30 protein-coding genes and 1 tRNA gene are annotated in these 25988 nt (G+C 69.9%); 11 read left to right on the top strand and 20 right to left on the bottom strand.

Going from position 1 to position 25988, the window contains the following annotated elements:
- The first annotated feature begins 13 nt into the window (after positions 1-13).
- The 4 genes from AC5DRG_RS26080 (at position 14) to AC5DRG_RS26065 (ending at position 6222) form a co-directional block, all read left to right on the top strand.
- Positions 14-1537 (top strand): bifunctional glycosyltransferase family 2/GtrA family protein, encoded by a 1524-nt coding sequence (locus AC5DRG_RS26080; RefSeq protein ID WP_491801853.1) that lies wholly within the window; start codon positions 14-16, stop codon positions 1535-1537.
- Positions 1534-3765 (top strand): mannosyltransferase YkcB-related protein, encoded by a 2232-nt coding sequence (locus tag AC5DRG_RS26075; protein WP_491801851.1) that lies wholly within the window; start codon positions 1534-1536, stop codon positions 3763-3765. The genes AC5DRG_RS26080 and AC5DRG_RS26075 overlap by 4 nt, the downstream gene beginning before the upstream one ends.
- Before the next feature lie 97 nt (positions 3766-3862).
- Positions 3863-5341: an MFS transporter gene (locus tag AC5DRG_RS26070; RefSeq protein WP_491801850.1), complete on the top strand. Its 1479-nt coding sequence runs from the start codon at positions 3863-3865 to the stop codon at positions 5339-5341.
- A gap of 119 nt (positions 5342-5460) precedes the next feature.
- Positions 5461-6222, top strand: a complete 762-nt coding sequence (locus AC5DRG_RS26065) for a TetR/AcrR family transcriptional regulator (protein WP_491801849.1) — start codon at positions 5461-5463, stop codon at positions 6220-6222.
- A gap of 98 nt (positions 6223-6320) precedes the next feature.
- Here AC5DRG_RS26065 and AC5DRG_RS26060 read toward each other — a convergent pair whose 3' ends face one another.
- From AC5DRG_RS26060 to AC5DRG_RS26045, 4 genes are all read right to left on the bottom strand, one after another.
- The gene (locus AC5DRG_RS26060; RefSeq protein WP_491801848.1) at positions 6321-6782 is read right to left on the bottom strand and encodes a PPOX class F420-dependent oxidoreductase; all 462 of its coding nucleotides are present in this window, start codon (positions 6780-6782) and stop codon (positions 6321-6323) included.
- 49 nt (positions 6783-6831) lie between these two features.
- A complete protein-coding gene (locus tag AC5DRG_RS26055; protein ID WP_491801847.1) occupies positions 6832-7653 on the bottom strand; it encodes a YceI family protein in 822 nt (273 codons plus the stop codon).
- 93 nt (positions 7654-7746) lie between these two features.
- Positions 7747-10194, bottom strand: a complete 2448-nt coding sequence (locus tag AC5DRG_RS26050) for an MFS transporter (protein ID WP_491813159.1) — start codon at positions 10192-10194, stop codon at positions 7747-7749.
- Positions 10195-10288: 94 nt separating this feature from the next.
- Positions 10289-10801 (bottom strand): MarR family winged helix-turn-helix transcriptional regulator, encoded by a 513-nt coding sequence (locus AC5DRG_RS26045; protein WP_491801846.1) that lies wholly within the window; start codon positions 10799-10801, stop codon positions 10289-10291.
- 179 nt (positions 10802-10980) lie between these two features.
- Between AC5DRG_RS26045 and AC5DRG_RS26040 the strand changes: the two genes are divergently transcribed.
- Both AC5DRG_RS26040 and AC5DRG_RS26035 read left to right on the top strand, forming a co-directional pair.
- The gene (locus tag AC5DRG_RS26040; protein WP_491801845.1) at positions 10981-11178 is read left to right on the top strand and encodes a hypothetical protein; all 198 of its coding nucleotides are present in this window, start codon (positions 10981-10983) and stop codon (positions 11176-11178) included.
- Positions 11179-11203: 25 nt separating this feature from the next.
- Positions 11204-11599, top strand: a complete 396-nt coding sequence (locus AC5DRG_RS26035; protein WP_491801844.1) for a YybH family protein — start codon at positions 11204-11206, stop codon at positions 11597-11599.
- Between the two features lie 6 nt (positions 11600-11605).
- Here AC5DRG_RS26035 and AC5DRG_RS26030 read toward each other — a convergent pair whose 3' ends face one another.
- The 9 genes from AC5DRG_RS26030 to AC5DRG_RS25990 all read right to left on the bottom strand — a co-directional run bounded on the left by AC5DRG_RS26030 (position 11606) and on the right by AC5DRG_RS25990 (position 16824).
- Entirely contained in the window at positions 11606-12286 is a 681-nt protein-coding gene (locus AC5DRG_RS26030; protein WP_491801843.1) for a hypothetical protein, read from the bottom strand.
- A gap of 74 nt (positions 12287-12360) precedes the next feature.
- Positions 12361-13260 carry an RNA polymerase sigma factor SigF gene (locus AC5DRG_RS26025; protein WP_491801842.1) on the bottom strand — a complete coding sequence of 300 codons (900 nt, stop codon included), beginning with the start codon at positions 13258-13260 and terminating at the stop codon, positions 12361-12363.
- A gap of 291 nt (positions 13261-13551) precedes the next feature.
- Positions 13552-14403, bottom strand: coding sequence for an RNA polymerase sigma factor SigF (locus AC5DRG_RS26020; RefSeq protein ID WP_491813158.1), 852 nt, complete (start codon positions 14401-14403; stop codon positions 13552-13554).
- A gap of 169 nt (positions 14404-14572) precedes the next feature.
- Positions 14573-14866 carry a Dabb family protein gene (locus tag AC5DRG_RS26015; protein WP_491801841.1) on the bottom strand — a complete coding sequence of 98 codons (294 nt, stop codon included), beginning with the start codon at positions 14864-14866 and terminating at the stop codon, positions 14573-14575.
- A gap of 12 nt (positions 14867-14878) precedes the next feature.
- A complete protein-coding gene (locus tag AC5DRG_RS26010; protein ID WP_491801840.1) occupies positions 14879-15055 on the bottom strand; it encodes a hypothetical protein in 177 nt (58 codons plus the stop codon).
- A 121-nt stretch (positions 15056-15176) separates the two neighbouring features.
- A tRNA-Ser gene (locus AC5DRG_RS26005) sits at positions 15177-15261 on the bottom strand.
- A gap of 60 nt (positions 15262-15321) precedes the next feature.
- Positions 15322-15753: a tRNA adenosine(34) deaminase TadA gene (gene tadA, locus AC5DRG_RS26000; RefSeq protein ID WP_491801839.1), complete on the bottom strand. Its 432-nt coding sequence runs from the start codon at positions 15751-15753 to the stop codon at positions 15322-15324.
- A gap of 47 nt (positions 15754-15800) precedes the next feature.
- The gene (locus AC5DRG_RS25995; protein ID WP_491813157.1) at positions 15801-16349 is read right to left on the bottom strand and encodes a tRNA adenosine deaminase-associated protein; all 549 of its coding nucleotides are present in this window, start codon (positions 16347-16349) and stop codon (positions 15801-15803) included.
- Between the two features lie 289 nt (positions 16350-16638).
- Complete coding sequence (locus tag AC5DRG_RS25990) at positions 16639-16824, bottom strand: hypothetical protein (RefSeq protein WP_491801837.1); 186 nt, start codon at positions 16822-16824, stop codon at positions 16639-16641.
- 93 nt (positions 16825-16917) lie between these two features.
- Between AC5DRG_RS25990 and upp the strand changes: the two genes are divergently transcribed.
- Positions 16918-17553, top strand: a complete 636-nt coding sequence (gene upp / locus AC5DRG_RS25985) for a uracil phosphoribosyltransferase (protein WP_491801836.1) — start codon at positions 16918-16920, stop codon at positions 17551-17553.
- Between the two features lie 22 nt (positions 17554-17575).
- Here upp and AC5DRG_RS25980 read toward each other — a convergent pair whose 3' ends face one another.
- The 7 genes from AC5DRG_RS25980 to AC5DRG_RS25950 all read right to left on the bottom strand — a co-directional run bounded on the left by AC5DRG_RS25980 (position 17576) and on the right by AC5DRG_RS25950 (position 21575).
- Positions 17576-18244 (bottom strand): LytR C-terminal domain-containing protein, encoded by a 669-nt coding sequence (locus tag AC5DRG_RS25980; protein ID WP_491801835.1) that lies wholly within the window; start codon positions 18242-18244, stop codon positions 17576-17578.
- A gap of 124 nt (positions 18245-18368) precedes the next feature.
- Positions 18369-18665, bottom strand: coding sequence for a type II toxin-antitoxin system VapB family antitoxin (locus AC5DRG_RS25975; protein ID WP_003999914.1), 297 nt, complete (start codon positions 18663-18665; stop codon positions 18369-18371).
- 243 nt (positions 18666-18908) lie between these two features.
- Positions 18909-19034: a hypothetical protein gene (locus tag AC5DRG_RS25970; RefSeq protein WP_491801834.1), complete on the bottom strand. Its 126-nt coding sequence runs from the start codon at positions 19032-19034 to the stop codon at positions 18909-18911.
- Positions 19035-19097: 63 nt separating this feature from the next.
- Positions 19098-19400: a hypothetical protein gene (locus tag AC5DRG_RS25965; protein ID WP_491801833.1), complete on the bottom strand. Its 303-nt coding sequence runs from the start codon at positions 19398-19400 to the stop codon at positions 19098-19100.
- 94 nt (positions 19401-19494) lie between these two features.
- Positions 19495-20160 carry an HdeD family acid-resistance protein gene (locus AC5DRG_RS25960; protein ID WP_491801832.1) on the bottom strand — a complete coding sequence of 222 codons (666 nt, stop codon included), beginning with the start codon at positions 20158-20160 and terminating at the stop codon, positions 19495-19497.
- A gap of 83 nt (positions 20161-20243) precedes the next feature.
- Complete coding sequence (locus AC5DRG_RS25955) at positions 20244-20828, bottom strand: HhH-GPD-type base excision DNA repair protein (RefSeq protein ID WP_491801831.1); 585 nt, start codon at positions 20826-20828, stop codon at positions 20244-20246.
- A gap of 24 nt (positions 20829-20852) precedes the next feature.
- The gene (locus AC5DRG_RS25950; protein WP_491801829.1) at positions 20853-21575 is read right to left on the bottom strand and encodes a siderophore-interacting protein; all 723 of its coding nucleotides are present in this window, start codon (positions 21573-21575) and stop codon (positions 20853-20855) included.
- Positions 21576-21657: 82 nt separating this feature from the next.
- Here AC5DRG_RS25950 and AC5DRG_RS25945 point away from each other — a divergent pair, with 82 nt between their 5' ends.
- Genes AC5DRG_RS25945 through AC5DRG_RS25930 form a run of 4 tightly spaced genes read left to right on the top strand, consistent with a single transcriptional unit; the run spans position 21658 to position 25892 of the window.
- Complete coding sequence (locus AC5DRG_RS25945) at positions 21658-24033, top strand: penicillin acylase family protein (RefSeq protein WP_491801828.1); 2376 nt, start codon at positions 21658-21660, stop codon at positions 24031-24033.
- Positions 24026-24637 carry a GNAT family N-acetyltransferase gene (locus AC5DRG_RS25940; RefSeq protein WP_491801826.1) on the top strand — a complete coding sequence of 204 codons (612 nt, stop codon included), beginning with the start codon at positions 24026-24028 and terminating at the stop codon, positions 24635-24637. The genes AC5DRG_RS25945 and AC5DRG_RS25940 overlap by 8 nt, the downstream gene beginning before the upstream one ends.
- A gap of 2 nt (positions 24638-24639) precedes the next feature.
- Positions 24640-25119 carry a cupin domain-containing protein gene (locus AC5DRG_RS25935; RefSeq protein ID WP_491813156.1) on the top strand — a complete coding sequence of 160 codons (480 nt, stop codon included), beginning with the start codon at positions 24640-24642 and terminating at the stop codon, positions 25117-25119.
- Complete coding sequence (locus AC5DRG_RS25930; RefSeq protein ID WP_491801825.1) at positions 25116-25892, top strand: SDR family NAD(P)-dependent oxidoreductase; 777 nt, start codon at positions 25116-25118, stop codon at positions 25890-25892. The genes AC5DRG_RS25935 and AC5DRG_RS25930 overlap by 4 nt, the downstream gene beginning before the upstream one ends.
- The last annotated feature ends 96 nt before the right edge of the window (positions 25893-25988 follow it).

Here is a 25988-nt window from a genome sequence, read left to right as displayed (position 1 = left end):
CAAAGTCGATGACATGCGAACCGACTCTTCTCCCGGCACCCTGCCGGCGCGGGAGCACCTCCCGGCCGGAGACGCCGGTACGCCTGTCCTGGACGTAGTGATCCCCGTCTACAACGAGGAGAAGGACCTCCAGCCATGTGTGCTGAGACTGCACGAGCATCTCAAGCGCACATTCCCGTACGCGTTCCGCATCACCATCGCGGACAACGCGTCGACGGACACCACCCCCCAGGTGGCGTCCCGGCTGGAGGCGGAGATCCCGGAGGTCAAGTCCTTCCGGCTGGAGCAGAAGGGCCGCGGCCGGGCGCTGCGGACCGTCTGGTCCGCCTCGGACGCGCCGATCCTCGCGTACATGGACGTCGACCTGTCCACCGACCTCAACGCGCTGCTTCCCCTGGTGGCGCCGCTGATCTCGGGTCACTCCGACCTGGCGATCGGTTCCCGGCTGGCCCGCTCGTCGCGCGTGGTGCGCGGCGCCAAGCGGGAGTTCATCAGCCGCTCCTACAACCTCATCCTGCGCGGCTCCCTGCAGGCCCGCTTCTCGGACGCGCAGTGCGGCTTCAAGGCGATCCGCCGTGACGTCGCCCAGGTACTGCTGCCGATGGTCGAGGACACCGGCTGGTTCTTCGACACCGAGATGCTGGTCATCGCCGAGCGCGCGGGCCTGCGGATTCACGAGGTGCCCGTCGACTGGGTCGACGACCCGAACTCCACGGTGAACATCGTGAAGACGGCCACCGAGGACCTCAAGGGCGTGTGGCGGGTCGGCAAGGCGCTCGCCACCGGTTCGCTGCCCCTGGACCGGATCACCCGCCCCTTCGGCGACGATCCGCGCGACCGGGACATCGAGGACGTACCCAAGGGCCTGGCCCGCCAACTCGTCGGCTTCTGCGTTGTCGGCGGCCTGTCCACCCTCTTCTACCTCCTCCTCTACAGCGTCTTCCGCCAGTTCGGCGGCTCGCAGATCGCCAACGCGCTCGCGCTGCTGGTCTCGGCGGTCGCCAACACGGCGGCCAACCGCCGGCTCACCTTCGGGGTGCGCGGCAGCGGCGGGGCCGTACGGCACCAGGCGCAGGGACTGGTCGTCTTCGGTATCGGCCTCGCCCTCACCTCCGGCTCGCTCGCCGCGCTGAACGCGGCCAGCAGCGACCCCGCGCACTCCACCGAGCTGGCGGTCCTCATCGTCGCCAACCTCGCGGCGACGGTGCTGCGATTCCTGCTCTTCAGGGCGTGGGTGTTCCCGGACCGGCGCGAGTCGGGCCAGACGACATCGACCGTGGTGGCCTCGCACACCCCGTCCTCGCCGACGTACCGGACACAGCCCGGTCCGTACGGCGGCCAGCAGCCGCCGCTGCCGCAGCGCGCTCCGGCACACCAGATCGACCGCGCCGAGTACGCCACGGCGCCGCACCACTCGTACGACCAGACCACTGAGTTCCGCGCCGGTGAAGCCGCGGACCGCACCTGGGGGGACGCAACCATGCAACTGCAGCCGGTGCGCCCGAACGACACCGATCCGAGGGATTCACGACGATGACCACGCATACAGACGAGACGATTCAGCAGGGGGGTGCGAATCCCTCCGGTCCCTCCGGATGGGGGCCGCCCGCGGCCATCGCGCCGGAGCCGGTGACCCCTCAGGAGCCGGTGACTCCCGCTCCCGAATCCGGTGAGCCCAAGCAGCCCTTCGTACGGAGACTGTGGCGGGGCCGGCCCGAGGACCCGCGCTGGGCACGCCCGGCCTTCCTCGGTCTGCTGCTCGTCACCACGGTGCTCTACCTCTACAACCTGAGCGCTTCCGGCTACGCCAACTCCTTCTACTCGGCAGCCGTCCAGGCCGGCAGCAAGAGCTGGAAGGCGATGTTCTTCGGCTCGCTGGACGCGAGCAACGCGATCACCGTCGACAAGCCCTCGGCCTTCATGTGGCCGATGGAGCTGTCGGTGCGGATCTTCGGCCTCAACTCCTGGGCGATCCTGACCCCCGAGGTGCTGATGGGCGTCGGCACGGTCGCCGTCGTCTACGCCTCCGTCCGCCGCCGCTTCAGCGTTCAGGCCGGTCTGATCGCGGGCGCGGTGCTCGCGCTCACTCCCGTCGCCGCGCTGATGTTCCGGTTCAACAACCCGGACGCGATGCTGGCGCTGCTGATGGCGCTCGCCGTCCACTTCGTCGTCCGCGCCGTCGAGGACGGTCGTACGAAGTGGCTGGTGTGGTGCGGGGTCGCGATCGGCTTCGCCTTCCTGGGCAAGACGCTCCAGGCCTTCCTGATCCTGCCGGCGCTGGCCGCGGTGTACGCGGTGTGCGCTCCGGTGAGCCTGAAGAAGCGGCTGGGCCAGCTGGGCCTCGGCACGCTCGCGATGGTCGTCGCGGGCGGCTGGTGGGTCGCGATCGTCGAGCTGTGGCCCGCGTCCTCCCGCCCCTACATCGGCGGCTCGCAGAACAACAGCTTCCTTGAGCTGACCTTCGGCTACAACGGCCTCGGCCGCCTCAACGGCGACGAGACCGGCAGCGTCGGCGGCGGTGGCAACGGCAGCACCGGTCAGTGGGGCGAGACCGGCTGGGACCGGATGTTCAACTCCGAGATCGGCGGCCAGATCTCCTGGCTGCTGCCGGCCGCGCTGATCCTGCTGGTCGCGGGCCTGGTGGCCACGCGCAAGGCCAAGCGGACGTCCGTGACCCGCGCCTCGTTCCTCGCCTGGGGCGGCTCGCTGCTGATCACCACGATCGTCTTCAGCTACATGGCGGGCATCTTCCACCAGTACTACACGGTCGCCCTGGCCCCCTACATCGCCGCGGTCGTCGGCATGGGCGCGGGCATCCTGTGGGAGAAGCGCCAGGAGATCTGGGCGTCGATCACCCTCGCGGGAGCCGTCGTGGCGACCGCGGCCTGGGGTTACGTCCTCCTCAACCGCACCCCCGACTACCTGCCCTGGCTGAAGTGGCTGGTCCTCATCGGCGGCCTGGTCGGCGCCCTCGGCCTGATCTTCGCGGCCAAGCTGAGCCGTCAGCTCGCGCTCGCCGCGGTGGGCCTGAGCATCGTCGCCTCGGTGGCCGGTCCGACCGCCTACACGATCAGCACCCTCCAGGAGGGCCACACCGGCTCCATCGTCACGGCCGGTCCGGCCGGCGCCAGCATGATGGGCGGCATGGGTGGCGGCGGCGGTCGCGGTGGTGGCTTCCCCGGCGGCGGCAACACGCAGAACGGCAACGGCAACACCCAGGGCCAGGGCCAGCAGGGCGGCGGCATGGGCCAGCCCCCGACCGGCGGCATGGGCGGCGGTATGCCGGGCCAGAACCAGCAGAACGGCAACGGCAGCACCCAGGGCCAGGGCAACCAGCAGGGCGGCATGCCCGGCGGTTCCATGGAGGGCGGCATGGGCGGCGGCGGTGGCGTCGGCGGCCTGCTCAACGGCGCGACGGTCACCGACGAGGCCAAGAAGCTGCTGGAGGCCGACGCCGACAAGTACACCTGGGCCGCGGCGGCCATCGGCGCCCAGAACGCCGCGAGCTACCAGCTCGCCACCGAGCAACCGGTGATGGCGATCGGCGGCTTCAACGGCACCGACCCGTCCCCGACGCTGGCGGAGTTCAAGAAGTACGTGGAGGACGGCAAGATCCACTACTTCATCTCCAGCGGCTCCGGCGGCGGCATGGGTAGCAGCAGTAGCGGTACGTCGTCGCAGATCAGCGAGTGGGTGGAGGCCAACTTCAAGGAGGTCACGGTCGGTTCGTCCACCTTCTACGACCTGACGCAGCCGACGAGCTGATTCCGACGGTTCGCTGAGAGGGCGATGGCTACGGCTGCCGCCCTCTTTCACACCCTCGCGCTGTACGCCGTATAAGGACTGTTCTACGGTGTACAGCATGCCCATGTCCACCACCCCCCAAGGCCACCCCCGCCGCTGGCTGATCCTCGGTGTCATCTGCCTCGCGCAGCTCACCGTGCTGCTCGACAACACCGTCCTGAACGTGGCGATCCCCTCCCTCACCCGTGAACTGGGCGCGGCCACCGCCGACATCCAGTGGATGATCAACGCCTACTCGCTCGTGCAGTCCGGCCTGCTGCTCACGGCAGGCAGCGCCGCCGACCGCTACGGCCGCAAGCGCATGCTGATAGCGGGCCTGACCCTCTTCGGCATCGGCTCGCTCGCGGCCGGACTGGCCGACTCCACCGGCCAGTTGATCGCCGCGCGGGCCGGTATGGGGGTCGGCGGCGCGCTGCTGCTGACCACGACCCTCGCCGTGGCGATGCAGATCTTCGCACCCGAGGAGCACGCCAAGGCCATCGGAATCTGGAGCGCGGTCAACGCGCTGGGCTTCGCGGCCGGTCCCCTCCTCGGCGGCTTCATGCTCGACCACTTCTGGTGGGGCGCGATCTTCCTGATCAACCTGCCGGTCGCGGCGCTGGGCCTGGCGGCGGTCGTAGCCCTGGTCCCGGAGTCCAAAAACCCCACGGGCGACCGCCCGGACCTGCTGGGCGCCCTGCTCTCCACGATCGGCATGACCTCGCTCGTCTACGCCATCATCTCCGGCCCCGAGCACGGGTGGACGTCCGTCCGGGTGCCGGCGACGGCGGCCGTGGCGGTGCTGGGGCTGTTCGCCTACTGGGAGAGCCGCATCCCGTACCCCATGCTCGACCTGCACTTCTTCCGGGACCGGCGGTTCACGGGTGCGGTCGCCGGGGCCGTGCTGATCACCTTCGGGATGGGCGGGGCGTTGTTCCTGCTGACCCAGCATCTCCAATTCGTGCTCGGATACGACGCGTTGGAGGCGGGCCTGCGGATCGCTCCGCTGGCCTTGACCGTGGTGGTGCTGAACTTCTCCGGGTTGTCGGCGAAGTGGATGACGAGGTTGGGGATGCCGGTTTCCATCGCGTTCGGGATGGTGTTGATGTCGGGGGGACTGGTGTCGATCGCGGTTGCCTCCAGTGGGTACGGCGGGACGCTGCTTGGCCTGTTGCTCATCGGGGCGGGGTGTGCGATCGCCAACCCGGCCATGGCGCAGGCCATCATGAGTGCGATTCCTCCGGAGAAGGCGGGGGTGGGGGCCGGGATCAACGGGACGCTTGCGGAGTTCGGGAACGGGTTGGGGGTAGCGGTGTTGGGGGCTGTCCTCAACTCGCGGTTCGCTGCGTTGATTCCGGTGGCGGCCGGCTCCTTGCCAGCGGCGTTGGGGGCTGCGGGGTCGGCTGAGGAGAGGGGGCGGATTACGGAGGCGTTCTCTTCGGGGCTTGAGGCTAGTCAGCTGGTGGGGGCGGTTGCCGTACTGCTTGGGGGGCTGTTGGCGGCGGCGTTGTTGCACCGTGCGGAGCGGGAAGACTCGGAGATGGTGGTCGCCCAATAGCTCGGGTGGCAGTGGTGATTGCGCGAGTGCGGGTCGTTCGTGGTTGATCGCGCAGTTCCCCGCGCCCCTAAAGGGGCGCTTAACATGGGCGGAATGTGAAAGTTCAGGAAGGTGCGCCAATGGTTAGGGCAGGCCAGAAGGCGGCGCGGGCCAGTGTTTGGCTGGAGGGCAAGGTTCGGCGCGGGGGGCGTGGGCAGCCTTCCGGGCTCGACCGGGAGCGGATCACAGGCGTCACCGTGCGGCTCCTGGACGCCGAAGGGCTTGCCAAGTTCTCCATGCGGCGTCTTGCCGGGGAGCTGAACGTCACGGCGATGTCCGTCTACTGGTACGTCGACACCAAGGACGACCTCCTCGAACTCGCCCTGGACGCGGCCTACGGCGAGTTGAGCCTGCCCGACCCGGATGCCGCCGGCGAGGACTGGCGGGGCCAACTGCGGGCGCTGGCCCGGGAGTACCGCGCCCTGCTGGTCCGCCACCCCTGGATCTCGCCGCTCGCCGGGACCTACCTCAACATCGGCCCGAACTCCCTCGCGTTCTCGCGAGTCGTCCAGCGGGTGATGCGCGGGACAGGTCTACCGACCCGCGGCCTGACCGGCGCGATCTCCGCCGTCTTCCAGTTCGTGTACGGCTACGGCACGATCGAGGGCCACTTCATCGCCCGCTGCGCCTCCGCCGGCATGACCCAGGACGCCTATTTCCGCCAGGCCATGAGCGCGGTGACCCAGGCCCCGGAGGCCGCCGAGGTCATCCAGGAGTCGGCCGACCTGATGGCGGCCAGGGGAGGCGACACGGTGGAAGAGATGCGGGAGAGGGACTTCGAGTTCGCACTGGAGCTGTTGGTGGCGGGAATCGAGGCGATGGTGAAAAGAGAGGCTGAGTAGACGTACGTCAGGGGCGCGGGGAACTGCGCGACCAGCCACAGCAAACCCGCACCCGCAAGACGACACAGCCCCCCGAGCTATTAGGCGAGCTAGGCGAGCTAGGCGAGCCGAGCCGGAAAGCCGCCGGTGGCAACCGGCCCCCACCGCTCCGGCGTAACCCGAATAATCGACTTCCCCTGCTTCACCATCGCCTCCCGGTACTCATCCCAGTCCGGATGCTCCCCGGCGATGTTCCGGTAGTACTCCACAAGCGGCTCCACAGACTCAGGCGAGTCGATGACCTCGGCCGAGCCGTCGATCTGAACCCACGGCCCATTCCAGTCGTCGCTCAGAACGACGAGGCTGACCCGCGCATCCCGCTTCGCGTTACGCGTCTTGGCCCGCTCAGGGTACGTGGAGACGACGATCCGCCCCGAGTCGTCGACCCCGCAGGTCAACGGCGACGCCTGGGGCCCACCGTCGCCCCGCCGGGTCAGCAGGATCGCCCGATGGCGAGGCCGTACGAAGTCCAGCAGCTCGGCCAGGGACACGGAGGTGTTGGTAGCGATGTTCGGTGCCATGCCGCCAGCCTAGGCGCAGCGACCGCCGATCAGCCTGACCCTCTCGTGCCTACGCCTGCGGAAGGCTCTCCCCCTGCACCGCCTGGACCTCCAGCTCGACCTTCAACGTCGTTCCGATGGCCGCGATGCCCGCCTGCACGACCTGGTTGTAGTTCATGGCGAAGTCCTCGCGCCGCAGCTCCGCCGTAGCCCGGAAGGCCGCCCGCGTCCCACCCCACGGATCCGACCCCGTACCGAGGTAGGCGAGGTCCAGGTCGACGGCCCGTACGACCCCGTGCATCCCCAACTCACCGTGCACCGTCCACCGATCCGCACCGGCGGCCGTAAGCCCCGTAGAGCGGTAGGTGATCTCGGGGTACCTCTCGACGTCCAGGAAGTCCGCCGACCGCAGATGCGTGTCCCGCATGCCGTTGCCCGTGTCGATGGAGGCCGCCCGAATCACCGCCTCCACACGGGACTTGGTCACCTCGTCCGGCGCGATCTCGATCACCGCGCTGAAGTCGGTGAAACGACCGTGCACGCTGGAGATGCCGAGGTGCTGGGCCACGGCGCCGACGGTGGAGTGCGCCGGGTCGATCGTCCACGGCCCCGGCGGCGGCAGCTCGGTACCGCCCTGCCGGGCCAGCGTCACCGTCCCGACCTCGGCCCGCCGGCTCGCGGTGACGAGGGCGCTCGCGGCGGCGGGCGCGTACCCGACGGCCGTGACGATGACGGTGTACGCCCCGGGCGCCAGCGCCGTCCCGTCCCGCACGACGCCCTCCTCGTCCGCCTCGGCCCGCACCACCTGCGACCCGGTCATGTCGGTCACCGTGACGACCGCGTGCTGCACGGCCCATCCGTCCCGGGTCCGGATCCTCGCGGTCAGTCCCATGTCCCTCAAACTCCTTGCCGTACGGCCGTACAAATGAGACCGGCCCGTGGAACGCGCCTCCGCTCGGGACGCGTTCCACGGGCCGGGTGTGAACTACTCGCCGGAATGGGCGAGTTCGATGTCGTGGTCGTCAACGCCACGGCCGTTCACCGTCAGTGCGGTCGCCACCGGCGCGTAACCCGTCGCGATGACCGTGTACTCGCCGCTGTCCAGGTCGGTGAAGGCGTACGCCCCGTCCGTCCCGGTCGTCGCCGTGCCGACCACGTTGCCCGCCGCGTCGACGAGCGTCACCCGCGCGTCCGCCAGCGGACCGTGCGGGGCGCGTACGACACCCTGGAGCTGGGCGCCCGAGTCCAGGTCGACCTCGATCCGGGTGACCCCGCTGCCGCCCACCTCGACGGGCAGGGCGCGCGGCCGGTACCCGGCGGCGTTCACCGCGACGGTCACGGCACCCGGCACCAGCTCGGCGAAGCTGAACTCGCCCTGCTCACCGGTGGCCTGGGTGGCCAGCAGATCGCCGCGCACGTCGGTCACGATGACCATGGCGTCCTTGACGGGGACCGAGGTCTCTGCGGCCCGCACGATCCCGTTCAGCCCGCTGGTACCGCTGAGCAGGATGTCGTACGACACCGGCTCACCGCCCACCACGACGGTCGAGGCCTGCGGCTGGAACCCGTCGGCGGAGGCGATCAGGACGTAGGAACCCGTGCCCGGCGCGTCCACCGCGTAGGAGCCGTCGCCCTGCGCGACCGAACGGCCCAACTGCCGTCCCGCGAGGGAGATCAGCGTGACGGCGGCCCGCGGGACGGGCGCGCTCTCGGCGCCGCGCACGAAGCCGCGCACCGGGATGCCGCCGGAGCCGGCCGGGGTCTCGGTGGCCACCGCGACAGCGGCCGCGAGCTTCTGCGTGCCCCCGGGGCCGGCCTCGGTGTCCGAAGAGTTCGCGGCGACGGCCCAGCTCGGGACCCTCTCCTCGACCGGCGCGGACGCCTCGACGGCCGCCTCGGCCGGGGTTTCCTCCGACGCCGCCTGCGCCAGCGCGCCCTTGGTCCGCAGCGGGACCTCCTTGATGAACAGGGTGATCAGGAAGGCGATGAGGGCCCCGCCGGCCGCGATGAGGAAGACGTCCGCGATGCCGTGGCCGTACGCGCTCTCCATGACGGTGCGCAGTGGCGCGGGCAGGCTGTCCATGTCCGGGATGCTGCTGGTGGAGCTGGAACCGGACAGTGCGGAGGCGTACTTGGGACCCAGGTCGGCGACGCCGTCCTTGGCGTAGTCGGTGATCCGGTTGGCCATGACGGCACCGAGCGCCGAGACGCCGATCGCACCGCCCAGCGAACGGAAGAACGTCACCGTGGAGCTGGCCGAGCCGAGGTCGGAGGGGTCCACCTGGTTCTGCGTGGACAGGACCAGGTTCTGCATCATCATGCCGATGCCGAGACCCAGCAGCGCCATGAAGACCGCGGTCTTCCAGTAGTCCGTGTCGTAGCGGATGGTGCTCAGCAGACCGAGGCCCGCGGTGATGAGCACACCGCCGCTGACCAGCCAGGCCTTCCACTTGCCCGTCCGGGTGATGAACTGCCCGGAGACGGTGGAGGAGACGAACAGGCCGCCGATCATCGGGATGGTGAGGACACCCGACATCGTCGGGGACTCGTCCCGGGCCAGCTGGAAGTACTGGCTGAAGAAGACCGTGCCGGAGAACATCGCGATGCCCACGAAGAGCGAGGCGACGGAGGACAGGGTGATGGTGCGGTTGCGGAACAGCCGCAGCGGAATGATCGGCTCACTGGCCCGGCTCTCGATGAGCACGAAGATCAGCCCGAGCACGACCGAGCCGCCGACCATCGCGTACGTCTGCCACGACAGCCACTCGTACTTGTCACCGGCGAAGGTGACCCAGACCAGCAGCAGCGAGACCGCGGCGGCGATGAAGAAGGCGCCGGACCAGTCGACCTTCACGTCCCGCTTCACGACGGGCAGCTTCAGGGTCTTCTGCAGGACGATCAGCGCGATGATCGCGAAGGGGACACCGACGTAGAAGCACCAGCGCCAGCCCAGCCACGAGGTGTCGGTGATGACACCGCCGAGCAGCGGGCCGCCGACGGTCGCGACCGCGAACGTGGCACCCAGGTAACCGGAGTAACGCCCGCGCTCACGCGGGGAGATCATCGCGGCCATCACGATCTGCGCGAGGGCGGAGAGCCCGCCGACGCCTATGCCCTGGACGACACGGCAGGCGATGAGCATGCCGGCGTTCTGCGAGAGCCCGGCGGCGGCCGATCCGAGCACGTAGATGACGAGCGCGGTCTGGACGAGCGCCTTCTTGCTGTACAGGTCGGCGAGCTTGCCCCACAGGGGCGTGGCCGCGGTCATCGACAGCAGGGCGGCGGTGACGACCCAGGTGTAGGCGGACTGGCCGCCGCCGAGGTCGTTGATGATCTCCGGGAGGGCGTTCGAGACGATCGTGGACGACAGGATCGCCACGAACATCCCGAGCAGCAGCCCGGAGAGCGCCTCCATGATCTGCCGGTGCGTCATCGGAGCGGCGTCGTCGTGACCGCCTCCGTGCTTGGCATGAGCCCGCACACCGGCTGGTGTGGTCGTTGCCATGGGCTTCCTTTTCGTCTGTTGCTTATGCGGGTGTACGGGTGGTGTTTTCGAGTACGGGTTCGAGTACGGGGGTGTGCGCGGGGGGCCGGTGGTGGTGGACCGGGGCTCGACAGTCGTCGAAGCTCGCCCGCAGCCGCGTCATGAGCCGGATGAGCTGGGCGACCTCGTCGTCGCTCCAGTCGCCCAGGCGGTCGGCGAGCAGCTGGGTGGTCCGCCGGGACAGTTCGTCAAGGCGGGCCTGGCCTGCCGGGGTGAGGCGCAGGATGCGGGAGCGTTTGTCCGCCGGGTCGGGGGACCGCTGGATCCAGCCGCGCTCCGCGACGTGCGCGACATGGCGGCTGGTCACCGACATGTCCACGGCGAGCAACTCGGCGAGCCTGCTCATCCGCATGTCGCCGTGGCGGCCGAGCAACGTCAGTACGGCCGCGGAGCCGCCGGGGCAGTCGGACGGCAGGATCCGGCCCATCTCCCGCTTCACGGCACCGAAGGCACTGAACTGACGCACCAGCTCCTCGTACTGCGCCTGCTCGGCCATCACACCTCCCGTATTCGTTGCTTAGGGCAACCATAGAGAAGATTGGTTGCTGCAGGCAAATGAAGCGAGGTGTGGGCGCCATAAAAACTTGGCAAAGGCAAGTATTGCGAACGTAAACGCACAGCTCAGAGGAGCCTCCCCTGGCCCTGGCCACCGCGCATTCGCTAGGGTCTCGGACCATGGCCAACACCCAGCGCCCCGAGGGCAACTACGACCCCTCCGGCAGCACCCAGATGTTCCGCGCCTTCGTCGACGAGGCCCCCCAGGGCACCCAGCGGCAGGCCGCCACTTCGTCCGGCCCCCGCATCGGCCTGATCATCGGCGTGATCGTGGCCGTGGCGGTCATCGCGGCGGTGGCCTGGCTGGCGCTCAAGTAGTCCGAGCAGGGCGAGCCGTCGGCTGATGGACCCGGCATCCCTGGACCCGGCATCCCTGGAGTCGGAACTCGCCTCGTTCATGGCCGCCTACGAGCGGGCCAACAACAGCCACGACATCGACCGCGTCCTGCCGTTCATCGCCGAGGACGCCGTGTACTGGTTCTCGGACGGCTCGTACCGGGGCGTCGGGGAGATCAGGTCCGCGATCGAGAAGACGTTCGCGACGATCCTCGACGAGGTGTACGAGGTGCGCGACCTGGAGTGGCCCGTGCTGACGGCCGATGTCGCCGTCTGCCGCTACCGGTTCGCCTGGACCGGTGTCGTCGGCGGCGAACCCCGCTCCGGCGAGGGCCGGGGCACCAACGTCATCGTGCGGCGGGCCGCCGGCTGGAAGATGCTGCACGAGCATCTGAGCTCTTGACCCCGGCTACTTCCACTGGACATCCACGTCTCGCGTCTCGATGTGCATGCCCAGCGGCACACGCCACGCGTCGACGCACACCGTCCAGGTCTTCTCCTCGCGCGCGTCGGCCGAGATCGGCACCGGTAGTTCCACGGCCGTCTCGACGGTCGCCCAGTCGACCCCGAGCGCCCCGATGATGTGCGTCCCGAACGTCACCGTGCCCGAACGCACCGGGCTTCCCCCGCTGTTGCGGAAGCCGACGGTCACGTCCTCGCACCAACGCTCGTCCGTGGCCGCCCGCACGGGGTCGCCCCAGCTGAGTGCGGCGGGCCCGCTGGGCGTCGTACGACCGGCAGTCGGGGTCGGTGACGGTGAATCGACTGTCGTACGACCGGACTTGGCGTCGTCGGGTGAGGGGCTCGGGTCGGACGTGCTCTGTGGTGACGCGCCCGAAGTCTCGCCGAGGTCGGGCGAGTTGCTCCGGTCGGCAGACGCCGGTCCGTCGAGCGGCACCAGCGTGACACCCTCCGTCGGTTTCACCGCCGTAGCGGACCCCTGCGGTGAGCCACCCGCGGCGCCGACCGCCACGTACCCATCGCCATCTCCGCTTCCGCACGCGGCCAGAAGACCGCCCAGGCAGACGACGGCCGCCGACGCGCCCAGTAGGGCGCCCCGGCGGCCAGGTGTCCACGTCGATCGAAGCATCGCGCCATGGTGGCTGACACTCCGTCAAATAGGAAGCCTCGTGAGCTTGTTGGGACTCAGTCGGCTCAGTCGGCTCAGTCGGAGATCAGGCCCTCGCGCAGCTGTGACAGCGTGCGGGTCAGGAGGCGGGAGACGTGCATCTGAGAGATGCCGACCTCCTCGCCGATCTGCGACTGGGTCATGTTGGCGAAGAAGCGCAGCATGATGATGCGGCGCTCGCGGGGCGGGAGTTTGGCCAGGAGCGGCTTCAGGGACTCGCGGTATTCCACGCCCTCCAGGGCCGTGTCCTCGTAGCCGAGGCGGTCCGCGAGGGAGCCCTCGCCGCCGTCGTCCTCGGGGGCCGGGGAGTCGAGCGAGGAGGCCGTGTAGGCGTTGCCCACGGCCAGGCCGTCGACTACGTCCTCCTCCGATACGCCCAGTACCGCGGCGAGTTCGGGGACGGTCGGGGAGCGGTCGAGCTTCTGGGCGAGCTCGTCACTGGCCTTGGTGAGGGCCAGCCGCAGCTCCTGCAGACGGCGCGGGACGCGCACCGACCACGACGTGTCGCGGAAGAACCGCTTGATCTCACCGACCACCGTCGGCATCGCGAACGTCGGGAACTCCACGCCGCGTTCGCAGTCGAAGCGGTCGATCGCCTTGATCAGGCCGATGGTGCCGACCTGGACGATGTCCTCCATCGGCTCGTTGCGTGAGCGGAAGCGGGCTGCCGCGTACCGCACGAGCGGGAGGTTGAGCTCGATGAGGGTGTCCCGGACGTAGACACGCTCGGGGCTGTTCTCGTCGAGTGCGGCGAGCCGCAGGAAGAGGGAGCGGGACAGGGTGCGGGTGTCGATGGGGCCTGAGGCCGGGAGGACGACCGGCGGTGCCTCGGCCTCCACAACGGCCGGGACATCGTCGAGCGCGATGTGCGCCTCGGGCGCTGCCTCGCTCTTCGTGAGCGTGAGCACCTTGGAGCTGCCCTGGTCTGCGGACATGCCACCCCCTTTGGGTCGCGGGACGGTCGCGGCGGACGCTCCCATTGAGGAACGCAGCCTTCACCTGAATACCGGAGCCGAAGCCACGGCAAACGCGTCTCCGGCAGAATGTCACATGTCGGCAACACGCTGTAGTGACATGTCGACATGCCGGTAACGAATCGGCCCTGGAAAGAGGGGGTCTGACGGTTTTTCAGCCGAGAACTGTCGGGAAGCGCACCAATGAGCGATTCGCTCGTGCCGGTGACATCTCGCTCATGCTTGCGGTTAAGCCCCGATCCACCTGTTGGGCTACGCCTCGATCCGGTTCGCGGACCGCAGCCGCTGGAAGCTACGGGCGAGTAGCCGGGAGACGTGCATCTGGGAGACGCCGAGTTCCGCGCTGATCTGAGACTGGGTGAGGTTGCTGTAGTAGCGCAGGAGAAGGATCCGCTGCTCGCGCTCGGGGAGTTGGACGAGGAGATGGCGGACCAGGTCGCGGTGCTCGACCCCGTCCAGCGCCGGGTCCTCGTAGCCGAGCCGGTCGAGGAGGCCCGGCAGGCCGTCGCCCTCCTGGGCCGCCTCCAGCGAGGTGGCGTGGTACGAGCGTCCGGCCTCGATGCAGGACAGCACCTCCTCCTCGCTGATGCGCAGCCGCTCGGCGATCTCGCCGGTCGTCGGGGTGCGTCCGAAGGCGGTCGTCAGGTCCTCGGTCGCGCTGTTGACCTGCACCCACAGCTCGTGCAGCCGGCGCGGGACATGGACCGTGCGGACGTTGTCCCGGAAGTACCGCTTGATCTCGCCGATCACCGTCGGCATCGCGAACGTCGGGAACTGCACGCCCCGGTCCGGGTCGAAGCGGTCGATGGCGTTGATGAGCCCGATGGTGCCGACCTGGACGACGTCCTCCATCGGCTCGTTGCGGGAGCGGAAGCGGGCGGCGGCGTAGCGCACGAGCGGGAGGTTGGCCTCGATGAGCGCCCCGCGCACCCGGCTGTGCTCCGGCGTGCCCGGCTGCAGGTGCTTGAGCTGGCCGAAGAGCACCTGGGTGAGGGCCCGGGTGTCGGCGCCGCGGCTCCGGGGCGGAGCGGGTTCCTGTGGAGCGGCCGGGGCGGGAGCCTCTTCCTGGGGCGGCGCAGTACTGGCCGACACGGTCAACGCCACCTCTTCATCGGTCAATCATCCGTCAAAAGCGGTCATAGCATCACAAGACATGTGCACTGTGTGCAAGCACCGCATAACGATGTGTTATGTCGTGTTGAGGGGCGAGTTGGGGCATAAGGCACAGAAGAGCCCCCTGCCGTTCCCGGCGGGGGGCTCGAACGTGTGGCGCTCAGAACTCGTAGTCCGCGATCACCCAAGTGGCGAACTCGCGCCACAACGCCACGCCCGCCTGGTGCGCGGGGTGCTCCGCGTACCGCCGCAGGGCGTCCTTGTCGTCGACCGCCGAGTTGATCGCGAAGTCGTAGGCGATGGGGCGGTCGGAGATGTTCCACTCGCACTCCCAGAACCGCAGTTCCTCGATCTGGTCGCCGAGGCCGCGGAAGGCCTTGACGCCCTCCACGACGCGCGGATCGTCGCGCCCGACGCCGTCGTTGAGCTTGAAGAGGACCAGGTGGCGGATCATGTGCGCTCCCAGCTACTGCGCCCCGTTGGCGAGCCATGTGAAGAAGTCGCCTATGGCTGTGGCGGCGTCCGATATGCCCTCGAACCCTATCTGGACGTAGTCCGCGGACTTCTCCGGGTCCGTGATGATCACGTACGCCACGAAGACCACGACCACATAGACGGCGACCTTCTTCGAATTCACCGCCACGGCGGCCTCCCTGTGACTGTTGTGCCCTTAGGGCCCCCTGTTGCCGGCGGCAAGAGTAACCTTCACCGGCACTTTTATGGACGCACGAAGGGCCCCGTCTCTCGACGGGGCCCTTCTCAAGCGGTAGCGGAGGGATTTGAACCCTCGGTGACTTGCGCCACACTCGCTTTCGAGGCGAGCTCCTTCGGCCGCTCGGACACGCTACCGAGAGAGACCTTACAACAAGGTCGGGCGTGGTTTGAAATCGGTATTTGGCGAAGCCGGGTTCAGCGGACGCGGAAGAACTCGGTGAGCAGAGCGGCGCACTCCTCGGCGAGTACGCCCTCGATCACCTCGGGGCGATGGTTGAGGCGACGGTCGCGTACGACGTCCCAGAGGGAGCCGGCCGCGCCCGCCTTCTCGTCGCGGGCGCCGTAGACCACACGGTCCACCCGGGACTGCACGAGCGCGCCCGCGCACATCGTGCAGGGCTCCAGCGTGACGACGAGCGTGCAGCCCGTCAGCCGCCACTCGCCGAGTTCCCTCGCGGCCCGGCGCAGGGCCAGGACCTCGGCGTGTGCCGTCGGATCGCCGGTGGCCTCACGCTCGTTGTGGCCGGCCGCCAGCACGGTCGTACCGTCCGGTGACAGTACGACGGCGCCGACGGGGACGTCCCCGGAGCGGGCGGCCTGTCCGGCCTCGTCCAGGGCGAGCCGCATCGCGGCCCGCCAGCGGTCGCGTACCGGGTCGGACGGCTCCTGTCCGCTCAGCGCACCGTCTCCAGGACCTCCGAGGCGCCCAGCGCCTCGGCGATGGCGCTCAGCGCGTCGTCCGCGTCCAGGGCGCGCAGCTCCTTCTCGCCGACACCGAGATCATCGAGGATCTCCGTGTCGCCGACGGGGCTGTGCGGGACGGCGTCGGCCGAGGCGGCGGCTTCGTCGCCGTCATCCTCGTCCTCGTCGGTTTCTCCTTCCCCGTCTTCCGTACCGTCGAGATCCAGGGCGTCCAGGTCGGCGACGTCGTCGTCACCCGGATCCCGTCCGAGCAGCTCATCGGTGAGCAGGATCTCGCCGTACGAACTGCGGGCTGCGGCGGCGGCGTCCGAGACGTAGATGCGAGGGTCTTCCTCGCCGTCCACGCGGACGACGCCGAACCACGCGTCTTCCTGCTCGATCAGTACGAGCACCGTGTCGTCCTCGGTCGAGGCTTCCCGGGCGAGGTCGGCCAGATCCGACAGGGTCTCCACATCGTCGAGCTCTGTGTCGCTCGCTTCCCACCCGTCTTCGGTGCGCGCGAGCAGTGCGGCGAAGTACACCGTGACTCTCCCACTGGTCATAGGCGTGCCGGTTGGGGGTCCCCCCGGCGGAGGTTGGTTGGGCGGGGAGAGCTGCGCTCCGAGCCCGCCCACTCGGAATCGTGGCAGAAACGGAGCGTTCAGGGGACGTCTTCGGCTCCCTGTGTGTCCGGCTGTTCCGATCTCGTGTCCGTACGGGACTCACCAGCGCACTCGCTGCCGCCACCTGCGGATCGTACGCGGCCCAGGCGCCGCATATGCACGCGGGCGCCCCCGAGTTGCGCCTCCGGTTGCCCCGGCCGCCGTCCGGTTACCAGCGGAATGTGCGCATGCGCACGGCGTGGCGGAGGCGGGCGGTCTTGGCGCGGCGGGGCTGGACACGGTCGCGCAGTTCGCGTGCCTCGGTCAGCTCGCGCAGGAACTGCGCCCGTCGTCGGCGCCGCTCGGCGTCGGTCTCGCGCTGTGACGCGTCCGCTCGGGACTCACGGTCAGGCATAGGCACACCACCCCAGTCCGTCCTCCCACTTTCCCCCTGATGGGCGGTTTGATGCCAGCGCGAGGGTGACGGCGGCCCGGTTAGTGTTAGCCCATGCGCCTCCACGTCGTCGACCACCCCCTGGTCGCCCACAAGCTCACCACGCTGCGCGACCAGCGCACCGACTCCGCGACCTTCCGCCGCCTCGCCGACGAGCTGGTCACCCTGCTCGCCTACGAGGCCACGCGCGATGTGCGCACCGAACAGGTCGACATCACGACGCCGGTCGCCTCGACCACGGGCGTCAAACTCTCCTACCCGCGCCCGCTGGTCGTCCCGATCCTGCGGGCGGGTCTCGGCATGCTGGAGGGCATGGTCAGGCTGCTGCCGAGCGCCGAGGTGGGCTTCATGGGCATGATCCGCGACGAGGAGACCCTCCAGGCCTCCACGTACGCCACGCGCATGCCGGAGGACCTCTCGGGCCGCCAGGTGTACGTCCTCGACCCGATGCTCGCCACCGGCGGCACCCTGGTCGCGGCGATCCGGGAACTCATCAAGCGCGGCGCCGACGACGTGACCGCCGTGGTGCTGCTCGCCGCGCCGGAGGGCGTCGAGGTCATGGAGCGCGACCTCGCGGGCGCCCCGGTGACGGTCGTGACGGCGTCGGTCGACGAGCGCCTCAACGAGCACGGCTACATCGTGCCGGGCCTGGGCGACGCGGGGGACCGGATGTACGGGGCCGCCGAGTAGGCGGCCCGTACGACAGCTCGGCTCAGCAGGTCTTCTTCGTGGAGGTGGCCGTCGGCTGCGGCGCGGCCAGCTTGGCCAGTGCCTTGTCGGCGGCCGCCTTCGTCGTGAGCGACTTGAAGCCGGTGCCGAGGATCAGGTCGATGTCGGTGCCCTTGCGGGCCGCGTCGGTGCGCTGCTCGGCTGTGGCCAGCTGGGTGCCGAGCACGGGCAGCGAGCTCTTCAGGGCGGACGCGGGGCCGAGCAGTATCCCGGTGCCGTCGACCTTCTTGTCGAACTGCTCCGTCGCGTTGCCGACCTCGCCGATGCGGAAGCCGCGCTTCTTCAGTTCGTCCGCGGTGTCCGCGGCCAGGCCGGCGCGGGGCGTGGCGTTGAAGACGTTGACCGTGATCTTGCCGGGCTTGGGCAGGGCGGCCGCGGTTGTTCCTGAGCCCGTGCCCGTGCTCGAACTGGCCGAGGGGCTCGCCTTGGTCGAGCAGTCCGCCTTGGGGCCGGCCGCCGATGCCTTCTCGCCGCCGCCCGTGAAGACGTCGATGAGCTGCAGGGTGCCCCAGCCGGCCACGCCGAGCACGGTGACGGAGACGACGGACAGGGCGACGAGCCTGCCCCGCCGCCGGGGTCGGCGCATTCGCGGGTACTTGTCCCCCGTGATCCGGTACTGGCCGCCCATGCCAGGGGGAGTGAGCATGCTCATGAGCGCAGCGTAGTGCGCCTGAGCGACGATGCCTACTAAATGATCATTGGACACCGTGAAGAAGAACCCGAAAGGGCCAACCCGTTACCGGGAAGTGGCGTCGGGCAGGCCTTGAGGGCGGGCTCTAGTCCAGTTCCAGCACGCGCGCGTGCAGCACCTGGCGCTGTTGCAGGGCCGCCCTGACCGCGCGGTGGAGGCCGTCCTCCAGATACAGGTCGCCCTGCCACTTCACGACGTGCGCGAAGAGGTCGCCGTAGAACGTCGAGTCCTCGGCGAGGAGGGTTTCCAGGTCGAGCTGGCCCTTGGTCGTCACGAGTTGATCGAGGCGGACCGGGCGCGGCGCGACGTCCGCCCACTGCCGGGTGCTTTCCCGGCCGTGGTCGGGGTACGGCCGGCCGTTTCCGATGCGCTTGAAGATCACACGGAAAGCCTACCGGTCAAGACCTTCCGGGCGCAGCCATGGAGACGCAGTGCGACGCCGGAAAAGGTGCCACAAAACGGTTGAAACGGGAACCGTGACGGGAACGTGACGGGAAAAAGAGGTCCGACATGAGCGACAGCGAGACCGTGCCACCGGCAACTGCGCCCGAGGCGCCCGGGAGAGGCATGTACAAGGCAAGCGGAGGCGGTAACTCCACAAGGGGGCCCCGCCTCCGCCGGACGCTCAGTGCTCCCGTTCCTTCGGGGCCTGTTGCGGCTGGGGCTCCTTCGTCGGTTCTGGTTTGGGCGCGTTGCGTACGGCTTCCGCGCGCAACAGGGCCCGCAGGACCGCGTACGGGTCTGTGGACATGTCTGTGTTCCTTGTGTCTGTTGCGTCGAACTGACTGACCTTGCTCGGGGTGGGAGCGGTCGATCAGCAGCGCAGGATCACCGAGCGCGGGGTCGGCGGCCCGTACGGCGGCCGGGGCGGGGCCGGAACACAGCGGGGGGTGTGCGGGACCGCGGGTGCCGCAGGGCGCAGGGGTGCGGCGGGGCGCCGGCAGCCCCGCATCGGGAGTCGTAGCGCCGTGTCGAGTACGTCGGGTTCGGCGGCCTCGCTCGCCATGGCCGTGACCGGTACGGCGTACGCCTCGCTGTGCGCGCCCGGGACGAGCAGGGCGAGCAGGAGGACGAGGGCCCGTAGCCAGGTGTTGCGGCGCGGGGCGGCGGGGCTCATACGAGGTCGTCTGCCCGTCGGGCGTACCTCTTTCATCGCGTTCGCTGTGAGAACCGCTCGCTCGGCGTACCGATGGGGCATGAGGTTGACGCGGTCACACGGTGCGGGGCACGCGCTGGGCGCCGCCTCGGATCCGGAGCGCCGTGATGATCTCGACGGCGCCGACCACGACCAGCCAGATGCCGCCGACGAGGGTGAGTACGGCGACCGACTCGAACGGGGAGTCGATCAGCACGATTCCGGCGATGAACGTGACGACGCCGAGGAAGATCTGCCAGCCGCGTGCGGGCATCGTGGGGTCGTGGATGGCGGCCAGGGTCTGGGTGATGCCGCGGATCAGCCAGCCGATGCCGATCCACAGGGCGAGCAGCAGGATCGACTGCATGGGTCCGCGGAAGCAGAACAGGCCCAGCAGGATCGACAGGGCGCCGCTGATGAAGGCCAGGACGCGCAGGGACGTCGTCCGGTGGGTGCCGAAGGCGGAGGCCAGCTGGAGGATGCCGCTGAAGAGGAGGTAGAGGCCGAACAGGATGCCGGCCGCGAAGATGGAGGCGCCCGGCCAGACGAGGACCAGGATGCCCAGGATCAGGGACGCGACGCCGGTGAGCAGGACGGCCTGCCAGGCGGTGCGGGACAGGGCGTGCAGGGGGCCCTCGAACGGGGGCTCGGGGGCGGGTGCTTCACGCGTGCGTGTGGCGTGTGCCCGGCGGTCGTCGTACTCCGGGCCCCAGGAGGGGGAGCCGCTCGGTGGCTCGTTCATGTTCCATGTATGGACCTGCGGCCCGGGACCCGCAACCGGCGCGGGCCACCCGGCTGAACCCGTGAATCCAGTGAGTCCTGCCCCTACTTCTTCGCGGCCTTCGCCGCCGCCTTCATCTCCTGCTTGTGCGCGCGGACCTTGGCGAGCGACTCCGGCCCGGTGATGTCGGCGACGGAACGGAAGGACTCCGGTTCGCCGTAGGCGCCGGCGGCCTCCTGCCAGCCCTTCGGGCGGACCCCGAGCTGCTTGCCAAGGAGGGCCAGGAAGATCTGGGCCTTCTGCTTGCCGAACCCGGGGAGGTCCTCAAGCCGCTTCAGCAGCTCGCGTCCGTCGTCGACGCCCTTCCAGACGAGCTCGGCGTTCCCGTCGTAGTGCTCGACGAGGTACTGGCACAGCTGCTGGATCCGCTTGGCCATCGAACCGGGGTAGCGGTGCACGGCGGGCTTCTCCGACAGGAGCGCGGCGAAGGCATCGGGGTCGTACACCGAGATTTCGTGCGCGTCGAGGTCGTCCGCACCCATGCGGCCGGCGATCGTCGCCGGTCCCTTGAACGCCCACTCCATGGGCACCTGCTGGTCAAGCAGCATGCCGGTGAGCGCGGCGAGGGGGCTGCGGCCGAGCAGTTCGTCGGCCTCGGGGTCCTGGGCGAGGTGCAGGGTGACGTCCATGGGTCGATGATGCCGCGTACGGGTTCAGGCCGCGCGCCAGTACCCCAGTGCGTGCACCCGTTGTTTCGGGAGGGCCAGGTCCTTGCGCACGTACGAACTCAGCGCGCGGGTCGTCGTCGTGTCGCAGGCGATCCAGACGTACGGGTCCGGGCTGGCCTTGAGCAAGTCGGGCAGGTCCGCCTTCACCCGCTCGACGAGGTGGGTGCCGGAGTTCAGGCGCAGGATCTGCCGCATGTCGTGGCGGGACGGGTCGGCGCGGCAGGGGAGGTCGTCGGCGGTGCCCTCGAACCAGATCGTGGCCGGGGCGGAACCGAGGGCGTCGAGGAGGGAGTTGAGGGCGGGCAGGGAGGCCGGGTCGGCGATCGCGAAGACGTGGGAGGGGGCGGGGGCGGGCTGGTCGAAGGCCGAGCCGTGGACCGTCGCCTCGATGGTGTCGCCGGGTTTGGCCGACCGGGCCCAGTCGCAGGCGGGGCCGTCGTGCAGGGCGAACTCGAAGCTGAAGGTGCCGGCCGCCGGATCGGGGTCGACGAGCGTGTACGCCCGCTGGTGCGGCCGGCCGGCGTTCTCGAACCACAGCCGGACCCACATGGTCGGGTGGACTCCGGTGGCCGCGAGCATGCCGCCGTCCGTGAAGTGCAGCCGCCGGTAGTGCGGGGTGACGTCCTCGGCGCCCGTCACGGTGAACACGAAGTCCTTGCCACGCAGCAGCTTGAGGACCGCGCCCTCCCAGCCGTGACCCTGCCCCATCGTCTCTTCACCCCTCGCGTACGATTTCCTCACCGAGCAGATAGTTAGGCAAGGCTAACCTAAAGAACAGAAGGGTCAAAGGGTGGGTACCGAGATCTATCGCGATGCCTGGGGCATCCCGCATCTGCGAGCGGGCAGCGCGCTCGAACTCGCCCGCGCCCAGGGCCGGGTCACCGCCCTCGACCGGGCCTGGCAGCTGGAGGTCGAACGGCATCGCGCCCAGGGCACCTCGGCGTCCTTCCTCGGCACCGACGCCCTGCACTGGGACCTGTTCGCGAGACGCGTCCGCCTCGACGACACCGCGCGACGCTGTTTCGCCGCGCTGGAGGAACGGGATCCGGAGACCGCGGACTGGGTTCGCGCGTATGTGGACGGGGTGAACGAAGGGCTCGCGGGAAGCACCGCCCCCGAGTTCGATGCCGTCGGCCTCGCGCCCGGCCGTTGGCAGGCCTGGACCCCGCTCGGCGTCTGGCTCGCCACGCACATCCTCTTCGCCGGCTTCCCGGCCAAGCTGTGGCGCGAGCAGGTCGTCCGGCATCTCGGCCCCGACGTGGTCGCCCTGTTCGCCACCGACGGCACCGGTACCTCCGGCAGCAACGGCTGGATCGTCGCCGGTGAACGCACCAGCACCGGCCAGGCCGTCATCGCGGGCGACCCGCACCGCTTCATCGAGGACCCCGGCGTCTACCAGCAAATCCGCCTCGCCTGCCCCGAGTTCGACGTCATCGGCCTCGCCGTCCCCGGCGTCCCCGGCATCGCCCACTTCGGCCACACCGGCACGGTCGCCTGGTCCATCACCAACGCCATGGCCGACTACCAGGACCTGTACCGGGAGCGGTTGCGGCGCACGGGGGCCGGCATCGAGGCCCTCGGCCCCGACGGCACGTGGGCTCGTGCCGCGCGGCACACGGAGACCGTCGAGGTGGCGGGCGGGGAGCCGGTTGAGGTCGAGGTGATCGAGACGGAGCGGGGGCCGGTGGTCATCGGGGGGCCGGAGGGGCTGGTCGACGGTCCGGTCGTCATCGGGGATGAGGAGGGCCTGGGCGACGGCCCGGGCGTCGGCGGGGGCGTGGAGGGTTTCGCCGACGGCCAGGCTGGCAGCGGTGGTTCGGAGGGGCTGGTCGCTGGTCCGGGCGTCATCGTGGGCCAGGAGCGGCTCGCGGGCGCCCAGGCTGTCACCGGCGGTCCGGAGGGCCTCGTCGGCGACCCGGCCGCTCTCGACGCCCCCGAGCTTCCCGGCCTCGGCAACTCCGCGCCCGGCAACCTCGACGGCGGCCGGACCGACCCCGTCGCCATCAGCCTCCGCTACCCGCCCCGCGTCACCGGTGACCTCGGCTTCGGTGCCCTGCTCCCCCTCCTCCGCGCCCGCCGAGTCGCCGACGTGGACCGGGCCTTCGACCTGTGGGCCGAGCCTGTCAATGTCGTTCAGGCTGCCGACGCCAAGGGCGGGCTGCTGCACCGGGTCGCCGGGCGGGTCCCGGTTCGCGGTACGGACAACCGCACCCGGCTCGTGCCCGCCTGGGAGCCCGGTCACGAGTGGGTCGGTTGGCATGAGATGCCCCGGGCCGAACTCGCCGATGGTGTCGCCGTGATGGCCAATCAGCGTGGTCTGGCCACCCCCCTGGGCGTCGAGTTCGCCGCGAGTCATCGCGCCGACCGCATCGCCGCGCTGCTGGGGGAGCGGGAGGTGTGGTCGGCCGACGACATGCCCGCGATCCACACGGACACCCATCTCGCCTCCGCCGACGCCCTGTTGGACCACCTCGCAGCCCTCGGCGATCTCTCCCCCGCAGCCGCCCGCACCAGGGAGAGCCTCCTGCGCTGGGACCGCCGCATGGAGGCGACCAGCACAGGTGCCGCCGTTTACGCCGCCGTGCGCAGTGCGGTCGTACGACGTCTCGCGGCGCACCCCGCGTTCGCCGTACTCGCGGCCCCGCCCGCCTACCCCGAGGTCTTCCTCCCCTGGCTCGGCCTCCTCCCCCGCATCGGTTTCGCGCTCGAAAACCTGCTCAGGGTCCAGGGGTTGGAGGAGTCGTACGGCATCGATCGGCCGGCGATCGTCCGCGAGGCCCTGGAAGAGGTCGCCGCCCGGTCACCCACCCCCGCCACCTGGGGCGACACCCACCGCCTCGTCCCCTGGCGCGCGATGACGACCGACACCCCCTACGACGAACCCGGCCTCTCCGGCGACCATGACTGCGTGCTCTGCACCTCCGCCGTGCCCGGGCTCACCGACCTTGCCGCGCGTGGGCCGGCCGCACGTTACGTCTGGGATCTGGCCCGGCGTGAGGACAGTCGTTGGGTGGTTCCCTTCGGGGCTTCCGGGGTGCCCGGTTCGGCCCATCACCGTGATCAACTCCCCTTGTGGCTCAAGGGAGATCTCGCCCCCGTCGTCACCGACTGGGACCAGCTCACACTCGAAGAACTCGTAGAGGAGACGAAGGACCCCCATGCCTGAGCAGTACGCCGCCGACCGTCCGGCCGTCCACGAGCAGGTCGTCGACGGGTTCGGAACCGTCCGTATCCTCCCCCTCGACCCGCACGCCGACGCCGGGACCGTCCACGGCTGGGTGAGCGAGGAACGCGCGTCCTTCTGGGGCATGAACGGCCTCACGCGGGAGCAAGTCGCCGAGATCTACGCCCATATGGAGACCCTCGACACCCATCACGCCTTCCTCGCCGTGAAGGACGGGGAGCCGGTCGCGCTGCTCCAGACGTACGAGCCGGAAGCCGACCGGGTGAGTGAGGCCTACGAGGTGCGGCCCGGTGACATCGGCATCCATCTGCTGCTCGCGCCCGCCGGGCCGGAAGGGGCACGCCCCGGCTGGTCCTCGGCGTTGCTGACCGCCTTCACGGCCTACGTGCTCGTCGGCCTCGACCGGCAGCGCGTCGTCGTCGACCCCGATGTCGGCAACATCAAGGCCATCGACCGCTTCCTGCGCCACGGCTTCGTCGCCGGGCCCGTCGTCGTCCTCCCGGAGATCGACATCCCCGACGTCTATCTCCCCAAGAAGAACGCCCGACTGGCCTTTCTTCCCCGGACGATAGCCTTCCCCGGGTGACGTTGACGCCGGAAGACCTCGTCGCCCACTACGGACTGGAGCCCATCCCCCGCGAGGGCGGGCTGTTCCGTCGTACGTGGGAGGGGCCGGCGCGGGCCGACGGGCGCCCCGAGGGCTCCGCGATAGTCGCCCTGCTCACCGCCGCACCGGACGACTACTCGGCCCTGCACCGCCTGCCCTCGGACGAGGTCTGGCACTTCTACCTCGGCGACCCGCTGGAGCTCCTGCTGCTCTTTCCGGACGGGACGTCGAGGACGGTCGTGCTGGGGCCGGACATCCTGGGGGGCCAGCACCCCCAGTTCACCGTCCCGGCCGGGACCTGGATGGGCGGGCGGGTCGTCGCGGGCGGCGCCTGGACCTTCTTCGGCTGCACCATGGCACCCGGTTTCACCTACGAGGGCTACGAGCACGGGAACGCGACGGAACTCACCGCGCGCTATCCGGCACGGGCCGCGCGGATCGTGGAACTCTGCCGCCCATGAGTCTTCTCGGCGGCACTCTTCTCAACGGCCAGGTCGCCCTGGTCACCGGCGCGGGCGGGGGCATCGGGCGCGGCATCGCCCTGCGGTTCGCCGAGGAGGGGGCGGCCGCGGTCGCCGTGCACTGTCGTACGGGGGTGGAGGCGGCGCGTGAAGTGGCGGCGCGGGTACGGGAGTTCGGGACGCGGGCCGTCGTACTGCAAGCCGATCTGACCGACGAGGACGCGTGCCGGCGGCTCGTCGACGATGCCGCCGAGTGGGGCGGCGGGCGGCTGACCGCGCTGGTCAACAACGCGGGTGTGCAGCCGACGCGGGAGCTGCCCGGGATGACGGCGGCGCAGTGGCGGGAGGTCGTCGACGCCAACCTGTCGAGTGTCTTCGCGTGTACGCAGGCGGCGGCCGAGGTGATGCGGGGCAAGGGCGGGAGCATCACCCACATCGCCTCCATCGAGGCTCGGCAGCCCGCGCCCGCCCACGCGCACTACTCCGCGTCCAAGGCGGCCGTCGTGATGCACGCGCGGTCGGCGGCGCTGGAGTACGGGAGTTTCGGCATCCGTGTGAATACGGTCTCGCCCGGGCTGATCGACCGGGAAGGGCTCGCGGAGGCCTGGCCCGAAGGGGTGCGGCGGTGGGAACAGGCGGCGCCCGTCGGGCGGTTGGGGCGCCCGGAGGACATCGGTGACGCCTGCGTTTTCCTCGCCTCCCCGCTCTCGTCCTGGGTCACGGGGCACGACCTGGTCGTGGACGGAGGGGTGTCCGCGCGGCCGACGTGGTGAGCAGGGCGCGTTTCGCGTACGTAACTATCGAGGTGGCCGAACAGTCGAAGGAACAGCCGAAGCACGACGGAGATGTGACGTGGGCCGAGGGTACGG

It is taken from the genome of Streptomyces sp. JLBG701, assembly GCF_058544905.1.
Note: the sequence above shows the minus strand (reverse complement) of the source record. Positions and strands in the feature narration are given on the sequence as shown.

What these genes read in the sequence shown, in the direction of transcription:
- AC5DRG_RS25965 (WP_491801833.1), bottom strand. Translation starts at nt 19,400, where the DNA reads ATGAGCCCCGCCGCCCCGCGCCGCAACACCTGGCTACGGGCCCTCGTC.
- AC5DRG_RS25970 (WP_491801834.1), bottom strand. Translation starts at nt 19,034, where the DNA reads ATGTCCACAGACCCGTACGCGGTCCTGCGGGCCCTGTTGCGCGCGGAA.
- AC5DRG_RS26080 (WP_491801853.1), top strand. Translation starts at nt 14, where the DNA reads ATGCGAACCGACTCTTCTCCCGGCACCCTGCCGGCGCGGGAGCACCTC.
- AC5DRG_RS26050 (WP_491813159.1), bottom strand. Translation starts at nt 10,194, where the DNA reads ATGACGCACCGGCAGATCATGGAGGCGCTCTCCGGGCTGCTGCTCGGG.
- AC5DRG_RS26060 (WP_491801848.1), bottom strand. Translation starts at nt 6,782, where the DNA reads ATGGCACCGAACATCGCTACCAACACCTCCGTGTCCCTGGCCGAGCTG.
- AC5DRG_RS26075 (WP_491801851.1), top strand. Translation starts at nt 1,534, where the DNA reads ATGACCACGCATACAGACGAGACGATTCAGCAGGGGGGTGCGAATCCC.
- upp (WP_491801836.1), top strand. Translation starts at nt 16,918, where the DNA reads ATGCGCCTCCACGTCGTCGACCACCCCCTGGTCGCCCACAAGCTCACC.
- AC5DRG_RS26045 (WP_491801846.1), bottom strand. Translation starts at nt 10,801, where the DNA reads ATGGCCGAGCAGGCGCAGTACGAGGAGCTGGTGCGTCAGTTCAGTGCC.
- AC5DRG_RS26070 (WP_491801850.1), top strand. Translation starts at nt 3,863, where the DNA reads ATGCCCATGTCCACCACCCCCCAAGGCCACCCCCGCCGCTGGCTGATC.
- AC5DRG_RS25990 (WP_491801837.1), bottom strand. Translation starts at nt 16,824, where the DNA reads ATGCCTGACCGTGAGTCCCGAGCGGACGCGTCACAGCGCGAGACCGAC.
- AC5DRG_RS25930 (WP_491801825.1), top strand. Translation starts at nt 25,116, where the DNA reads ATGAGTCTTCTCGGCGGCACTCTTCTCAACGGCCAGGTCGCCCTGGTC.
- AC5DRG_RS26015 (WP_491801841.1), bottom strand. Translation starts at nt 14,866, where the DNA reads ATGATCCGCCACCTGGTCCTCTTCAAGCTCAACGACGGCGTCGGGCGC.
- AC5DRG_RS26035 (WP_491801844.1), top strand. Translation starts at nt 11,204, where the DNA reads ATGGACCCGGCATCCCTGGACCCGGCATCCCTGGAGTCGGAACTCGCC.
- tadA (WP_491801839.1), bottom strand. Translation starts at nt 15,753, where the DNA reads ATGCGGCTCGCCCTGGACGAGGCCGGACAGGCCGCCCGCTCCGGGGAC.
- AC5DRG_RS26055 (WP_491801847.1), bottom strand. Translation starts at nt 7,653, where the DNA reads ATGGGACTGACCGCGAGGATCCGGACCCGGGACGGATGGGCCGTGCAG.
- AC5DRG_RS26030 (WP_491801843.1), bottom strand. Translation starts at nt 12,286, where the DNA reads ATGCTTCGATCGACGTGGACACCTGGCCGCCGGGGCGCCCTACTGGGC.
- AC5DRG_RS25980 (WP_491801835.1), bottom strand. Translation starts at nt 18,244, where the DNA reads ATGAGCATGCTCACTCCCCCTGGCATGGGCGGCCAGTACCGGATCACG.
- AC5DRG_RS25940 (WP_491801826.1), top strand. Translation starts at nt 24,026, where the DNA reads ATGCCTGAGCAGTACGCCGCCGACCGTCCGGCCGTCCACGAGCAGGTC.
- AC5DRG_RS26025 (WP_491801842.1), bottom strand. Translation starts at nt 13,260, where the DNA reads ATGTCCGCAGACCAGGGCAGCTCCAAGGTGCTCACGCTCACGAAGAGC.
- AC5DRG_RS25950 (WP_491801829.1), bottom strand. Translation starts at nt 21,575, where the DNA reads ATGGGGCAGGGTCACGGCTGGGAGGGCGCGGTCCTCAAGCTGCTGCGT.
- AC5DRG_RS25960 (WP_491801832.1), bottom strand. Translation starts at nt 20,160, where the DNA reads ATGAACGAGCCACCGAGCGGCTCCCCCTCCTGGGGCCCGGAGTACGAC.
- AC5DRG_RS26065 (WP_491801849.1), top strand. Translation starts at nt 5,461, where the DNA reads ATGGTTAGGGCAGGCCAGAAGGCGGCGCGGGCCAGTGTTTGGCTGGAG.
- AC5DRG_RS25955 (WP_491801831.1), bottom strand. Translation starts at nt 20,828, where the DNA reads ATGGACGTCACCCTGCACCTCGCCCAGGACCCCGAGGCCGACGAACTG.
- AC5DRG_RS26040 (WP_491801845.1), top strand. Translation starts at nt 10,981, where the DNA reads ATGGCCAACACCCAGCGCCCCGAGGGCAACTACGACCCCTCCGGCAGC.